The sequence below is a fragment of the Variovorax ureilyticus genome (genome assembly GCF_050632185.1).
In the GTDB taxonomy this organism is placed as follows: domain Bacteria; phylum Pseudomonadota; class Gammaproteobacteria; order Burkholderiales; family Burkholderiaceae_C; genus Variovorax; species Variovorax ureilyticus_A.
The window spans coordinates 4476378-4489870 of the sequence record NZ_CP192579.1; the positions used below are offsets into that span (position 1 = coordinate 4476378).

General features: G+C 59.4%; 20 protein-coding genes. 16 read left to right on the forward strand and 4 right to left on the reverse strand.

What is annotated here, in order from left to right:
• The first annotated feature begins 510 nt into the window (after nucleotides 1-510).
• The 12 genes from ACQ858_RS22180 (at nucleotide 511) to ACQ858_RS22235 (ending at nucleotide 8141) form a co-directional block, all read left to right on the forward strand.
• Nucleotides 511-1182 (forward strand): LysM peptidoglycan-binding domain-containing protein, encoded by a 672-nt coding sequence (locus ACQ858_RS22180; RefSeq protein ID WP_431274670.1) that lies wholly within the window; start codon nucleotides 511-513, stop codon nucleotides 1180-1182.
• Nucleotides 1183-1219: 37 nt separating this feature from the next.
• Nucleotides 1220-1600, forward strand: a complete 381-nt coding sequence (locus tag ACQ858_RS22185; protein WP_431274671.1) for a hypothetical protein — start codon at nucleotides 1220-1222, stop codon at nucleotides 1598-1600.
• A 270-nt stretch (nucleotides 1601-1870) separates the two neighbouring features.
• Complete coding sequence (locus ACQ858_RS22190; RefSeq protein ID WP_431274672.1) at nucleotides 1871-2776, forward strand: DUF2628 domain-containing protein; 906 nt, start codon at nucleotides 1871-1873, stop codon at nucleotides 2774-2776.
• Entirely contained in the window at nucleotides 2776-3663 is an 888-nt protein-coding gene (locus ACQ858_RS22195; RefSeq protein ID WP_431274673.1) for a peptidylprolyl isomerase, read from the forward strand. Before ACQ858_RS22190 ends, ACQ858_RS22195 begins: the two co-directional genes overlap by 1 nt.
• 61 nt (nucleotides 3664-3724) lie before the next feature.
• On the forward strand, nucleotides 3725-4213 hold the full coding sequence (locus ACQ858_RS22200; protein ID WP_431274674.1) for a YegJ family protein: 489 nt from the start codon (nucleotides 3725-3727) through the stop codon (nucleotides 4211-4213).
• A 47-nt stretch (nucleotides 4214-4260) separates the two neighbouring features.
• A complete protein-coding gene (locus ACQ858_RS22205; protein ID WP_431274675.1) occupies nucleotides 4261-4773 on the forward strand; it encodes a DUF3806 domain-containing protein in 513 nt (170 codons plus the stop codon).
• A gap of 38 nt (nucleotides 4774-4811) precedes the next feature.
• On the forward strand, nucleotides 4812-5288 hold the full coding sequence (locus ACQ858_RS22210; RefSeq protein ID WP_431274676.1) for a DUF695 domain-containing protein: 477 nt from the start codon (nucleotides 4812-4814) through the stop codon (nucleotides 5286-5288).
• Nucleotides 5289-5602: 314 nt separating this feature from the next.
• Nucleotides 5603-5890, forward strand: a complete 288-nt coding sequence (locus ACQ858_RS22215) for a hypothetical protein (protein WP_431274677.1) — start codon at nucleotides 5603-5605, stop codon at nucleotides 5888-5890.
• An 82-nt stretch (nucleotides 5891-5972) separates the two neighbouring features.
• Entirely contained in the window at nucleotides 5973-6344 is a 372-nt protein-coding gene (locus ACQ858_RS22220) for a DUF6572 domain-containing protein (RefSeq protein ID WP_431274678.1), read from the forward strand.
• 56 nt (nucleotides 6345-6400) lie between these two features.
• Nucleotides 6401-6901, forward strand: a complete 501-nt coding sequence (locus tag ACQ858_RS22225) for a hypothetical protein (RefSeq protein WP_431274679.1) — start codon at nucleotides 6401-6403, stop codon at nucleotides 6899-6901.
• A gap of 74 nt (nucleotides 6902-6975) precedes the next feature.
• Nucleotides 6976-7608 (forward strand): glutathione S-transferase family protein, encoded by a 633-nt coding sequence (locus ACQ858_RS22230; protein ID WP_431274680.1) that lies wholly within the window; start codon nucleotides 6976-6978, stop codon nucleotides 7606-7608.
• Between the two features lie 53 nt (nucleotides 7609-7661).
• The gene (locus ACQ858_RS22235) at nucleotides 7662-8141 is read left to right on the forward strand and encodes a GNAT family N-acetyltransferase (RefSeq protein WP_431274681.1); all 480 of its coding nucleotides are present in this window, start codon (nucleotides 7662-7664) and stop codon (nucleotides 8139-8141) included.
• Between the two features lie 101 nt (nucleotides 8142-8242).
• Here the strand turns inward: ACQ858_RS22235 and ACQ858_RS22240 are convergent, their stop codons facing one another.
• Nucleotides 8243-8488: a hypothetical protein gene (locus tag ACQ858_RS22240; RefSeq protein WP_431274682.1), complete on the reverse strand. Its 246-nt coding sequence runs from the start codon at nucleotides 8486-8488 to the stop codon at nucleotides 8243-8245.
• 390 nt (nucleotides 8489-8878) lie between these two features.
• Between ACQ858_RS22240 and ACQ858_RS22245 the strand changes: the two genes are divergently transcribed.
• The 3 genes from ACQ858_RS22245 to ACQ858_RS22255 all read left to right on the forward strand — a co-directional run bounded on the left by ACQ858_RS22245 (nucleotide 8879) and on the right by ACQ858_RS22255 (nucleotide 11118).
• Nucleotides 8879-9079 carry a hypothetical protein gene (locus ACQ858_RS22245; RefSeq protein ID WP_431274683.1) on the forward strand — a complete coding sequence of 67 codons (201 nt, stop codon included), beginning with the start codon at nucleotides 8879-8881 and terminating at the stop codon, nucleotides 9077-9079.
• A gap of 700 nt (nucleotides 9080-9779) precedes the next feature.
• The gene (locus ACQ858_RS22250) at nucleotides 9780-10340 is read left to right on the forward strand and encodes a hypothetical protein (protein ID WP_431274684.1); all 561 of its coding nucleotides are present in this window, start codon (nucleotides 9780-9782) and stop codon (nucleotides 10338-10340) included.
• Between the two features lie 331 nt (nucleotides 10341-10671).
• A complete protein-coding gene (locus tag ACQ858_RS22255) occupies nucleotides 10672-11118 on the forward strand; it encodes an HAD domain-containing protein (protein ID WP_431274685.1) in 447 nt (148 codons plus the stop codon).
• Nucleotides 11119-11145: 27 nt separating this feature from the next.
• Here ACQ858_RS22255 and ACQ858_RS22260 read toward each other — a convergent pair whose 3' ends face one another.
• From ACQ858_RS22260 to ACQ858_RS22270, 3 genes are read right to left on the reverse strand one after another with little or no spacing between them, the layout of a single operon-like run.
• Nucleotides 11146-11691 carry an RNA 2'-phosphotransferase gene (locus ACQ858_RS22260; RefSeq protein WP_431274686.1) on the reverse strand — a complete coding sequence of 182 codons (546 nt, stop codon included), beginning with the start codon at nucleotides 11689-11691 and terminating at the stop codon, nucleotides 11146-11148.
• Nucleotides 11692-11740: 49 nt separating this feature from the next.
• Nucleotides 11741-12607 carry a hypothetical protein gene (locus tag ACQ858_RS22265; protein ID WP_431274687.1) on the reverse strand — a complete coding sequence of 289 codons (867 nt, stop codon included), beginning with the start codon at nucleotides 12605-12607 and terminating at the stop codon, nucleotides 11741-11743.
• On the reverse strand, nucleotides 12604-12906 hold the full coding sequence (locus ACQ858_RS22270; protein WP_431274688.1) for a hypothetical protein: 303 nt from the start codon (nucleotides 12904-12906) through the stop codon (nucleotides 12604-12606). The genes ACQ858_RS22265 and ACQ858_RS22270 overlap by 4 nt, the downstream gene beginning before the upstream one ends.
• A 135-nt stretch (nucleotides 12907-13041) precedes the next feature.
• Between ACQ858_RS22270 and ACQ858_RS22275 the strand changes: the two genes are divergently transcribed.
• Nucleotides 13042-13281: a helix-turn-helix domain-containing protein gene (locus ACQ858_RS22275; protein ID WP_431274689.1), complete on the forward strand. Its 240-nt coding sequence runs from the start codon at nucleotides 13042-13044 to the stop codon at nucleotides 13279-13281.
• Nucleotides 13282-13493 lie beyond the last annotated feature (212 nt).

Below are 13493 nucleotides of genomic sequence, written 5' to 3' on the forward strand. Positions count from 1 at the left end.
GGGAACGCTCGTCGCATGCGCCATGGTCTTTGGATACCTTGCCGCCAAGTTTGGCGACGCATTCTGGAGACTGGCAGTCCAACTGCTGCGATGAACGGCTCTCCTGCGCGCGCCAGCAGCTGCCGGTCGCAGGCGCCTCGGAATCGCCGGACACTGTGACATTTGTCTCCCGCTCTTTAGCAAGATGGGGCGCCGACTACATTGCATCGCCTAGCTGGGTGACCCGTGGAGGCTTCCCTCTGTATATTCGCTGTGCGAACAGCGTGGCAAGACCTCTAACTCCTAACCTTCTAAACTATGCAAAGGCCTATCTGGAACTTCGTGTCTGGATTTTGTTTGGCAGCGGTTCCTGCTCTTTCGTACTCGGCACCGCAATGTGATTGCCAACAAATCGTCGACAGCTGCGCTGGGGCCGTTGAGTTCGTGAAGGGATACGGCTCTAAACCAAGCTTCGGTGCGGACCTCGTAATTCATAGTTCGGCGCGCGCTTGCTCAAAGGTCGAGTACTTCGTGGACCAAACGCCGTACCAGACGATTCTGGTCAACCGGCAAAGCGAGCCGGAAAGCGTTTTCGGCACGAGCGCCATCAAACGCGATAACGTCAAATTCAGCGCGTGCTATGTTTGCGCCACAGCTGACGAAGCGGCTCGCCAGGCTCCTAAAGGGGACGCGGCAAAATCCGATGCGTCCATCGTGCAACAGGAGCCCGCCGACGCTTACTACGTTGTGAAGCCAAAGGACACCATTTATCGGATAGCGCTCGAGGCCGGCGAAAGCTACTATGACGTCATGGAGTGGAATAACCTCGCGGGAGGCGCAACCGATTTGAGCGTTGGACAGAAGCTAAGGGTAAAGCCCCCCATCGGCTGGGTTCCAAATGCAGAGGCTCTACAGGCCCGACGAGACGCCCGACTCGAGGCAGAGCGAACCAGCGCCCAGACGAATATGCAAGCGCGCGGAGACGGTTCCGATTCAGGTTCCGCGCTCGGTACAGCGGTAGATTCGATGACCGGGATGCTAGGCGCAATGGCACAAGCGCAAGGAGCCATGCGCGCAGGGGGAAGGGGTCAGGGCTCCATAGCGCAGCCGAGACCTCAGCGCCCCCAGGAAGACTGCTCGAAATTCGACTCGATAAGCCAGTTTGGGGCCAAAGCCGCTTGCCTGAGTCGCAATTCCCAGTAATAAAAGTTTCGCAAGGGTGTCATTTCTGGGCGTAGGCGTGAGCCAGGTCGAGAGCGGATTGCTGAACGTCCCATATGCGTGCCAGTACCAGACCTTCAACACCATGACGAAACCTCGGTTCCGAGTCGATTTCAACGAGCGCGTCGCGCCCGATGTCGTGCTGCTTTCCCGAGAGGACCAGAAGCATGACGCCAGCGGGCAGTTGGTCGAGTTGAGTGGGGGACTCAGCGTCGAGGTCTACGATGAAGACAACAGCACCGCTGGACTGCCGGACGAATTGTTTGCTCAAGGCATCGTTGAAAAGAGCTCGAGCGCGAAGGGCTGGGCGCGAGCGGCTCAATGGGTGTGCCGTATCGACGCCAACGGGATAAGGCATCGTTCGGATGTCCTTCCGACTGCACCGCGCAAGCCGGCCTGAGCGGGAGCTACAGTGGCGGCACACGGGCCAAAACCCGTCATTCGCCGCCGGCCTCCAATTCGCCGCATAGCGGTCATTCCAGCGGTCAGAAGCGCACCTGCAAAGACGAAGTGGAGTCCGTAGTCGGCGCACACATCCGGCTGTAGCTGACGGTTCCATTCCAATTCGTGCGTTTTTGCCCCGGACGGGGTTGCGCGAGCGCGACGCTCCGCGCTGCACGTGCTCGTCGGCTGCGAGCCTTCGCGTTACAAACGCCGACGAGGAGAAAAAATGGAATCTTCAAATCTCGGCGGCCGCACGGAGCCGTCCTTCGGCGCGGACCCCGCCCCCTTGCCGCCCCTTTCCCGCGCCCAAGCATCGGAGGACCTTCGGGAACTCTATGAGCTCGCCATTGGGGAGAAGAATCGAGACTACTACCTCCGGCGCTTCGAGGAGTTTGACAGGGAAGGAACCAAGTTCGGATGGCATTGGCCCGCGTTCTTCTTTACCTTCTGGTGGCTCATGTACCGAAAGATGTGGGGTAAGGCGGCGCTCTACTTCCTCCTACCCAATGTCATTGCCGCGGCTATCGGCGGATTGACCGCCGTTGCGCCCGGCTTCGGCGCGTTGGCTTATTGCGCGTACCTTCTGGGCCTGTTCTTCATCCCCCCGCTGATTTCGAACGCGGGTTACTACCGGCACTGTCAGAAGCTCATTGCGAGCGCACGCAACACGAGCAACAACCCGCAGGCCCAGTTCGCGGTACTGGCCGGTAGAGGTGGGACAAGCAATATCGCATTGATTCTGGTGATGGTCATAGCCATCGTTGCAGGCATCGGCATCCTTGCAGCGATTGCCTTGCCGGCTTACCAGGACTACACGGTCCGAGCGAAGGCGACGAACGCCCTGCGCTATGGGAAGGCCGCGGCCGCCGCGGTTGGCGAACACTATGAAACGCAGCGGGCGCTGCCTCGTAGCTTGGCCGCTGTCCAGTTTGGCCCGCCGTTTCCGCCCGAGCTCCAAGACGTGCAGCTGAACACTTCGAATGGAATCATCAGACTTGTGCTGTCAAGCGGGCCGGAGAACGGAAGGACGTTCCAGCTGGTTCCTTCTGCGGATGCTAGCGGTCGTGTCACGTGGACTTGTCAACCCGTAGATATGAAGCCGAGCCTTCTGCCATCCGAGTGCCGACACTGATGAAGGCGAAGGTCATAGCCTTGGCGCTATTCGCCGGTGTTGCCGCGCACGCGCAGGTCTCGGGCAGCCTGCCAGATGAGCGCGGGATGTACCATGAGGCGCACGTCTATCACATCATGCTGCGCTCGGAGGGAGACGCGCAGGCCGTCTTCGCCACACTTCAGCGAGCGCCCAAACAACGCTTGCTTGCTGCTTTCAAGGGCGCTGCTGCCGACAAGAGTATTGACCCTGGCTCGCGGCAAGCGGGCGGCGACCTTGGCCTCATCAAGGAGGGTACGATGGTGCGCCCCTTTGAAATAGCCGCCTTCGCTCTCGCGCCCGGCCAGATGAGCAGCCCTGTTCAAACCGAGTTCGGCTGGCACCTTTTGTACGTCGCGTCGGCGAAGTCGACGCCGGTCGCGCAGCTCTGTGAACAAACCCTCAAGGCGCATCTGAACGCGACGCGAGGGTTGCCTGCGAACGTGATTGCCCTCACGAAGAGCGAAAGGCCGGGGATGTCCGGCTTCGAGGGCAAGGTAACGCGAATGCTCGGTCCCCTCTGGGGACCTCCCCTGAAAGACATGGATGGAAATCTCACCTTTCTTAGAGCTGGGTCAACCGACGCCTCTGGCAACACGGAGGTCCTGCAACACACGGAATACCCCTACGCGCGCTTGAACATTTCGCCGATGGCATGCAAGCGGTCGGAGCGAACCAGATTCCAGGTGAACTGCCACGAGGGCACGGTTCAGATGCAGTCGGTGGAGGAGCAGGAGCTTCGGGGCGGGCAAGGGCTCGTCGTCAATCGAAGGTCAGTGTCAACACCGCGTGCTATCAGCAAGTCAGAGTACGGAGGGTTTCTCCGCCAGGTTCGCGACCTTGCCTGTGCGACAGGACTCAAGACATAGGATGCAGTTCTCTTCATCATGTACGCGCTGCAGCTCAACATCCTTCTAGCAGGTCTCTCGCATGCGATTTCTTGAATCCGTAGTTTCTGTCTGTGCGTTGACCCTTGTTGTCTCTGCGACCGCTCAGCAACGAGACGAGAGCGAAGTCGTTTTTGTTGGAACTACCGACCCAGATATGGTTGTGGCTATCAAGCAGGCCCGTGCCACGCTGCCGGACTTTCTAAAGTTGGCAGCGAATCCTCCGAGCGGAACGGAGGGCTACAAGCTGAAGGTGATGGTCATCGACGGGGACAAGACCGAGCATTTTTGGGTGACTCCTTTCAAGGCGCTGGCGGAAGGGTTTGCGGGTGCCATTGCGAATGACCCGAAGTTCGTGCGAAACGTGAAGTCAGGTCAAATCGTTCAGTTCGACGAGTCATTGATTTCTGATTGGGGTTACACCAGGGACGGAAGGCAAGTCGGTAGCTTCACGGTCTGCGTCTTGTTCAAGAAAATGCCTGCCGACCAAGCTGAGTACTACCGCAAGAACTATGGCTTCGACTGCCGGTAGGAATCACAGGCAGCGGCGCTTCAGAAACAGACATTGACCCAACTTCGATGAAGCACCACACGCCTTTCGCTATTGGTCGTCGCGCGCTTCTTGTCGCAGCCCCTATCTTTTTTGGCATTGCCAAGGCCCAGACGAAAAAGACTGAACGAGCGGCACGCCCGCCGAACGCCGCGGAAGTTGCCTGGCTGGCGAACGCGAGCGATGTGGGGCTGAGAGTGCTGGCCTTCTACGCCAACACATCTGAGGTGACGCCGAGGAATCTGGACGCTGCGTTCACCAGTTGGAAGAGTGACCGGAGCTCGCGAAGAGCTCCGGACCAAGTTGTCGCTGAGGGTTTGGGAACCGTGTTCGGAAACCTTGTAGTCAAGCACAAGCAGGCCGACTGGGCTGTCGTGACCGACAGCTTCGGCACGGAGCTAGCGGTTCGTTCCTCGACAGGAAAGGAGCTCTATCCAATAAGCTCAGTATGGAAGCGCATCGACCCGAAGGACGGCGACATCAATTTGTTCGAGCCCATGTGGACCTTGATTGCAGACAAGGAACTCGTCGACCGCCGGTGACCGGCCAGCATCCGAAATTCCGTTGCTCCTTCCAATCCATGAAACATAGGCTCCTTGTTGGTGTCATAGCTCTCGCCATGACAGCGGCCTCGACGGCTCAAACCTGGGCGACAGCGACCGCAACGAATCCCGAGGGCAACCGCGTTGTCGTCTATCGCTTCCTCAAGCAACTGCCTCCTGGACTCAATAGGGCGAGCCAGCCCGAGCGTTTCATCGTCGACTGGAAATACGACGGCGCACGCGGAATGCCGACCACCGCGGAACGTCAGCGCATGGATGCGATGGAAGATGCCCTGGAAGGTGGGGATGGCTCAGGTCGCTCGATGACGCTGGCCGTGGTTTCGACGGGGAACAACCTGAGACGATGGGTCTACTACGCGCAATCGGAACGAGACTTCGCCGCCCGGTTGAATCGAGTGACGGAAGCCATGCCAGGGCTACCGCTCGAATTGCATTCCGAGGCAGACCCTGAGTGGAAGGCATACGAGGCGTTCAAGGCGACCATCAGGGAGTAAACGGAAGGCCGCCTCCACGGCAGAATACGCCCACAACGAGACGTTCACCGGGAGCTGAGCTTGTTCGATTTCCTCCTTTCGCCATGGTCCTGCATAGGGGTACTGGCTGGAGTGCTGATTGCAAAGTTGGTCCATTGGATGGAACCAAGCGTTGACGTCATCCAGGTTGGGGCCTGGCTGATAGGCATTGGCTGGGCCGCCGGTCTCGCGTGGGAGCTGATGGGCAAAGACACGAAGTAGGCAAGGTCGACACGACAGGCAGAATTCGGGCCAACAGCCGCCATTCAGACGCGACCGCTTTTGAGGACCTCTTGATGAACAAGCAAGTTGTGCTGGACGGTGCGCCACCGAGGCAACCCCTATACGCGCATCTCGACCCGGTAGTTGATTTCCTCGTGGCTAACGGAAACGCACTCGCCTACCCGTATCGGTGGGGAAGCGACCGCGAGGGATACTTCTGTGTCGTCGCGCGGCCCATCGCCTTCGCCGACCTGCTGGAAGCGTTCCAGTTTCCGCCGACTGTGCTCCTGACGCCCGACCTGAACCAAATCTATTGTGAAAAGACGGGCGCGCTCATTCGGTCCGAGGTTTCCAGCGACTGATGCCGTAGCCAACTGCAGACGTTCGGCGTCACGTCAGAATTCACATCTGACGAGGGACCGTCAATCAACGAGGAGAAGAGCTTTGGGGGTTCTGCAGAAGGATGTTATCGACCGGTGCGGCGTCGCCAACGACGGCAAGGCGGTCTTGACGATGTATTGCGAGGGGAAGATGGGCCAGGATTTCACCGTCGACGACGTCGGAGAAAAGGCCGAGACCTATCTTGAATTCGTCTTGAGTGGTCAGTTCGCTGAGCAAGTGCCCGCGTCAAAAGGTCGGCCCGCGGTGATTCGGATTTCCTGTGAGTACTGGCCCCATAGCAAGTACAAGGAAACCTTCCGAAAGATGGCCGGGCAGCTCGCGGCCTACGACATTGGGCTGGTCGTTGATGTCTCGAGCCTGAGGGTCGCTGGCGGCATCTTCGACTATTCGGCGGACAGCGTGGGCGGCGCCTAGCGGTCCAAAACCGGACGGTCGGCCGCGCCGCAGAATTCGCCTGATAGCCGACATTCGTGACGCAGAAGCTGAAGTTCAAACAAGACATGCATCATCCAAATCCTGAGTTGCGCTGGGCAAGGCACGCCATGGTCGCGATACTGCTGGTCGCTGGGTTAGGCGGCTGCTCGGCGGTCAAGAAGGACAAGGAAGGGCGCGTGTATCACTGCATGGATTTGAAGAGGGCCGCAGCTCCACCGAATACCCGGGCCAAGCCTTATCCCTTGGAGCGCTTCGAGTACGGAACCTATGTCGATGTCGACCGGCCAACCATCGCCAGTGCCGGCGTCTGCACGTACATGCAGCTGCCGAGGTCTGCGTACCTGCGCTATCGCGTCGATGGGAAAGTTGTCGAGAAGACCCTTGACCTGTCGACATTGACGCCCGAGCGTGTGGCGAACAACACTTTGGAGTTCTACGTGGACGAAGACGGTGTGGAGGTTCGGCTCCTCAGTCCGAAGTTGACGAGAAGTCAGGGTGACTTGGAACCGAAGCGGGAAGTCATCGTGCGTCAGTAGTTGCTTTCGAAGCCAGAGCCTCACGTGTATGACGCAGGTCGGCCAGAAGCGGCTGTAGATGCGATGCGTCCATCATGAACCTTTTCATTTGCCCTGGGGCCCCAAGCCCGACGCGCGTGCGTTTGTACGTGGCAGAGAAGAATGCGGCCCATCTGGCTTTCCAGGTCACCGAGGTCGTCGTCAACCTTCAGGCAGGGGAACAGCACCAAACAGCGCACCTGGCGCGAAACCCCTTGGGTAGGGTTCCCGTTCTTGAGCTCGACGATGGCATGTTTCTTGGCGAATCGTTGGCCATCATCGAGTACTTGGAGGACCGCTTTCCGGAGCCTTCGATGCTCGGCCGCACGCCTGTCGAGCGAGCGCGAGTACGCGAGCTGGACCGAGTCGCGGAGCTTCGCGTTCTGCTGCCCCTCGGCAGGCTTGTTCACTATTCGAACTCGCCGATGGCGCGGCAACCTCAACCAGCGTTGGCAGACCACTACAGAAGCATGCTGCCGGTCGGACTGGGCTTCATAGAAGGCCGTTTGCGCGATGGACGGCCCTTCATCGCTGGCGACCGCCCCACGGTCGTCGACTGCACTCTTGCCGCAGCATTGGACTTCGGACGCCGCCGAGGCGTCCCGCTCGACGACGAATATGGTGAGGTGGCTGCGTGGTTTGAACGCTACCGTGCCCGCGCGGCGGTTCGGCAAGTCATGGCACCATGAGCGCCTTGCTCCAAGGTCGTGTCGCGGGCCAAAAGCTGACATCTGAGAAGCCGATGAAAATCCAAGTCCGACTCGCGACGGAAGACGATGCACCTGACGCTTGCAACGTCATTCGGAGCTCAATCCTGGAATGCTGCGCCGAGGACCACCGCGGCGATGCCAAGGTGCTCGAAGGATGGCTGCGCAACAAAACGCCTGAGCTCGTGCGCAGGTTCATCCTCGAGCCCAATGCGTTTTCGGTTGTCGCCAGCGTTGACGAGGAAACGGTCGGCTTCGGGTCTGCCTTGGAAACCGGCGAGGTGACGCTCTGCTACGTCGCGCCTTCCGTGCGTTTCAAGGGGGCGGGCAAGGCGTTGCTTGCAGCTCTCGAAGACCACGCGGCTCGGGCGGGCGTCGAGGCACTGCGCCTCGAGAGCACGCGCACAGCGAGAGCCTTCTACCTCCGCAATGGATTCGTGCCTGAAGGTCCCCCGGTCCTGGCCTTTGGCATCGAGGGCCAACCCATGCGAAAAGAGCTCAGGCCCGGAGGCTAGCTGCGCGGGCAGCTCCGAAGGCAGAATGCGGGCCAGTAGCGGCCGCTCGACCGCGGCGCAGAAATCTCGGATAGTGGCCGTCCGCGGCGCCGAAGGCTGCTTCAGCCGCGGTCGATGAGGACGCCTACGCAGAGTGCCACCCCCACGATGTACAGCAGCCAAGTCTGCGGAGTCGCGTAGGGATAGAGCATCAGGGCGACGCCGAGCCATTTGCTTCGCGGACGACCGGCCCGCTTTCCGTAGCGGTAGACGGCGATTCCGATGAGCCCGAACAGAACGGTACCAATGATGTAGGCTGGGCTTGGAAGCGAGATTCCGAGCGACTGCAGTGTCTGCAAGCTGTCCATGGCAGGGTAGGCAGAAGGGCAAAGAAAAACCCGCCGAGCGGGTTAACAGCAGCCCTTGAGGGAGGGAGGAGGAGAAGAAGAACGGGCTGCTGACGAGCAGTCTGTGCCGCGGGACTTAGGAGAAACTTAAAGGGACCTTGAGCGTCATGAAACTCATGCTTGCACGCCTTCGATTCGGACCGAAATAGCCTGATGTGCCGTGCTCCTGCCGCGCGGTCCCCGTCCGGCCGCGGGACGGTAAGCTGTCCCCCAGGTAGACGGTCGAGGCCGGTTGCGGCACACGGCCAACAAGCCACCTTCGCGTCGCGGCGTTATCGTGTTCACGATTTTTTTGGCGGGCGTGCATTCCTTCACGATGCAAGATGGCACCGCGGGAGGCAAACTGCGTCCATGTTCAGGGTGCTCTTTCTCATCCTTTCCGTTCTCGCGCCGATGGGGCTGGTCTACGCGTTCGGCGCATGGACCCTTATCGCACTGTTCGGAATGGCGGGCGCGACGCTCCTCTTTTCAACCAGGAAGGCCCGCGGCGCCGAGGCGACGCAGGGAGGCCGGCTTACCGGCTATCACACCACCACGATGGCGGACTTCTAGCCTCCGGCGAAAAGGGAAGAGGAGCGCACTGCGAGCTTGCCGGGCAGAATGCGCATCACAACCGGACATTTGCCGGGGCGGCCCGAACCGATGGCAACATCTACACCCTGATGGCTCCCATTGGCTGAACGAACCCGTGATTGACCTGCTCGATTCCTGCAAGTACCTCTACCTCCGGAGCATCGATGAACCGGAGGAAAACAGCGTCCGCTTCATCTTGGAGGAGGCGCGCAGCAGCGACGAAGCTGAGGACCTCGAAGTCGCCGGGGTGAATCTAGGACCTTCGCGTCGAATCGTGCACGATGACGCGTGTCGTGTTTTCGAGGTCGTTTGGGACAGCTATATTTCGTATGCCGTAACCAACGAGTCCTATCAGAACGCGGATGACCCGGAGACCTTCAGCGGACAACGTGTTCGGCGATACACGCGGTCTCCCTTCCTTGAATACGTTGGTCGCACTACCTTCGCTTCGAGTGACTACCCCGGTCCGTTCGAGCACGTCGGGGTAACGTGTCTGAACCACGGAATTGACGTCGTATCGACCGAAGCTCCGCGGGTCAGAATCCTCAAATACGGTAGACCTCTACCTGTACAGAGTCGGGATGATGAGCGCCCTTGAACCCCCAGGGCGGGGGCAAGTATGCGGGACGCTTTCCGGGCCATGTATGGACATTCATCTATGAACCCTACCGAGAGCAACTTGTCCAACCCGATTATTCGTACCAGCGTTACGGCGGCAGCCATCATCGCCACGCTCGCTTTGATGGCCTGTACACCCAAATATGTTCAGCCAATGAATGGAACTGCTCTTGTGCGACTTCATGTCACAGACTCAGGACTGTTTGCAATGCTGCATACATACGAGAAGGAAGGATGCGAAGGCCCACGTGCTATAGGCCTCATCGGTGGGGCGGCCTTTGTAAACGCTGAAGGGGATTTGCAGCGCGTAATTCCAACGATGCTTGGCAGCAGTGGGGCACCGACCCCCGAAACCATTGAGCTTCGGGCTCATTCGGACAAGCCATTCACCGTTCTGTACTCTCAAATGGGCCCTCACAGTGCCTTGGTCGCACGAAGATGCAATCTTCCCGTAAGGTTCACTCCTGCCGCCAATGCGCAATATCAGATTGATTACTCGTACGAGGGCGAGCGCTGCTATGCCAAAGTGAGCCGACTAGTGTCGGTCGGTGACTCAATCCAGAAGGTTACCGTTGCGGATGCACTCAAGGAGAAAGCGGCGTGCAGCCCGTACATCTATTGAGCACGACTGATTCCCTGCCACCAATAAGCGTTCTTGGGCGGCAGGGGTGTCGCCGTCGGGCACGAAGCGAATGACTGCTTTCTGCCGGGCGCTATGTCCGCTATGGGGCACACACCGGACCTCGCGCTTTCTCCGAAGCGGTCGTTCACGGCGACTTCGATTCAAGGTTGCGACTGTCTGCTTTTAAGAAGGGTGCAGGGTCGGCAATGGGCGCACATCGGCCATTCGTCGCATTCCAGGGAGCGCTTGAAAAATCGAGCATTGAGACACCCCGCGCGGTTGCGCTGGCCGTTGCTTGCTGCCAATATCGCCGGATGTCCGTGAGGCGCGCATGAGGGTCATCTTCTGCGATTTTGATGGCGTGTTGCACCCTGCCGGGGGCCCTCCAGGCTTCGTGCTGCCCTTTGAATGGCTGCCAGAGCTGGTAACGATGCTCAAAGAAGTTGACGACGTGAGCTTCGTCGTTTCCTCGACTTGGCGGGAGACCTACTCCGTGGACGAGCTGAGGGACTTCCTTGAGCCCCTCGGGGACCGGCACTTCGGTGTTGTCGAACCAGGGCCGAAGGCAGATGCGATAGAGCGTTTCCTCGCTCAACATCCTGAGATAACGGATGCCGTCGTGCTCGACGATGAACCGATGGACTTCCCTGTGGACCTCTCGCTCACCGTAGTCAAGTGCAGTCCGAGCCTGGGTATTGCCTGCCCAAAAACGCAGGAGGAATTGCGTGCATGGTTCAGGGCCGAGCATCGCCGGCGATTCATCGACGATTGCATTTGACACGTGAATGGAGTTGGCATGCTCCGCTTACCTGTCCGTAGACAAGTACTTGGTTGGTACTGCAGCTACTAGCCAGACCCCGTTGTCAGTCAATTGAAATTTGTGGCCGTCACGATTCATCGCGTAGCTGTTGATGACCAGGATGACTGGTGTGCGTCTTCTGGCGCCAACTGCGCGCGCTGTCTCGGGGGACGCAGAGAGGTGGACGGCATGGCCCCTCATCGGCAACAGACCTTCTCGAAGAATCGACGCAACGCTTTTGCGCACTGTCCCGTGATACAGAACAGGCGGCGGGACTGTAGTCTGCAGGTTTAGGTCTACTTCTACTGAGTGTCCCTGAGCTGCGCGAATTTGACGGCCGCCTTTCGAAAAGGTGAACCTCACCCTGTCGTTGGTAAAAACTATTTCTTCGAGAATCTGCAGCGACATGGGAACACCGTGCTTCGTCGCCGCGGCGAGCAAATCCGCAACTGAGCACCATCCCGCACTGTCCAGCCGCAGCCCCCATATCTCGGGCTTGTGGCGAAGCACGCGAGCCACAAGCCGCGAGAGAGGGACGAGTTCTTCTCTCATGAGGATTGCTAGCCCGCGCGCCGGACAAATGCTTCGCGGAGGCTAGTAGTCAGTCACGCCGCTCGTGAGTCCGCGGCGAGCGAGAGCTCCGCTGCTGACTTTCACGGATATCGCGGCCGTCTATGGACCCGCTCGCGAGCCACATCACAAGAAGCGGATGCGGAGCATCAGGCAAAGCGCAGTGCCATGCCGGAGAATTCATTCCCGTTCGCGCCGTGCGCCCGTTTAGCGTCCATTCGCCAGATTTCCTCGAGGCGGACAGCATGCAGTGCGAAGTGAGGGGCTCAGAATTACTGCGGTGATTGATGGATAGAAGCACCTGGTCGAACGCCTCTGGGTACTCGCCGAATGTCGGAAGCTTCGGACTTCCATAGCGAGCATGGAAGAAGCAACGAAGAACTGCTTCCGCGAGGCTCATTTGCCCCCAGGAAAAGCCCTTCCACGTCGCAAGGAAAGTCTCCACGCTCTGGTCGTCTCCAACGCGAATCGAGACATCGTGTTCGCCAGCATCGCCGGGAAGCTCGACTTCGAGTCGGAAACGCTCCAAAGTTGTTCTGGGCGAGACGTCTGAGTTGGTCGCGCAGTAGTCAGCTGCAACCAACAGAGGCGAAGGACTGGGGTCGGTCTCCCACCCGGTCTCGTCGTCGTTCCGGCGCGCGGTCGATTCGCTAGCTTGGCGAGCCCGCGAGAGCTCGGCTTCGAGTGCCTGATAGCGGTCCCACTGCCGTGCGTCTATGACCGCGAGCGCCGAGCCGTCGGTTCTGGTTAGGACCAGCTCTGCATTGTGGGCAGTGACGATTGCTGCGATGTCATCAAGCCGGTCCTGGACTTCGCTGAAGGCTGCCTGTAGTCGAAGCGGTTTGGACGGCCAGGGGTTAGGGTCCGGGGGATGCGTCGGCTGTTCCTCCGCAGTCATTTTTGCGCTCCCGCGGCGTTGAGGGCGTCTTCATACTCTTCGGTCACCTCGCGGAAACCAGGCTCTCCGTGGTCCCGACACCATTCGCGCCAAGCTCGCCGAGCGGGCACAGAGACTAGACCAGTGTCGGTGAGTATGTAGTGCTGGCCGCTGGAGTCAGCGATGAGACGCTGGCCTGGCCAGAAGCCATCAACCGGGTCGGAAATCAAGACTTCGCGCGTTTCTTTGTTGACGCCGATAAGGCGTCTTTCGCCAGTTGGCAATCGCAGAACTGCCCACTCAACAACAAGATGAACCATCCAGTTCTCCTAGGTCGGCGGCATCCGCCCGAGTCGGACGCTCAACGGATATCCTAGACGAAAAGACGGTAGATGTATATACGGTAGAATTATGAGCTGTAGATTCTAAAGCGGTGCTGCGGCACTCTGTTTTAGATGACGAAGAGTTCTAAAACGGAAGATGCGCGAGCACTGCTGGCATCGAATCTCCAACGGCTGAGGCTTGAACTTGGCCATTCGCAAGAGCATCTGGCCGAACTCGCGGGGTTCCACAGGACGTATGTGAGTCAAGTGGAGCGACGTGTGGCGAACGTGACGATTGACAACATCCAGCGGCTCGCAGCGGTGCTTGAGGTCCCTGTCGCCGCCCTCTTTACTGCGGAAAAGAGCGGGTAAGGCTCCCCGCGAGGTGCGTGGATGGCCACGCCCGGCACTTGCGCGTGCGCCCCGAACTTCTCAGCCATCAGTGAGCTCGATGGGTGGATAAGTTTGCGTTCACTCTCGTCGAAAGGTCCTTCAAAAATGAAAAACCCCCGGCAGACATCGCTGGCGGGGGTCTAGGAGTGTGAGCGGGAAGCCCGCCCGCCAGATTGCTTTCTCAGCTTATG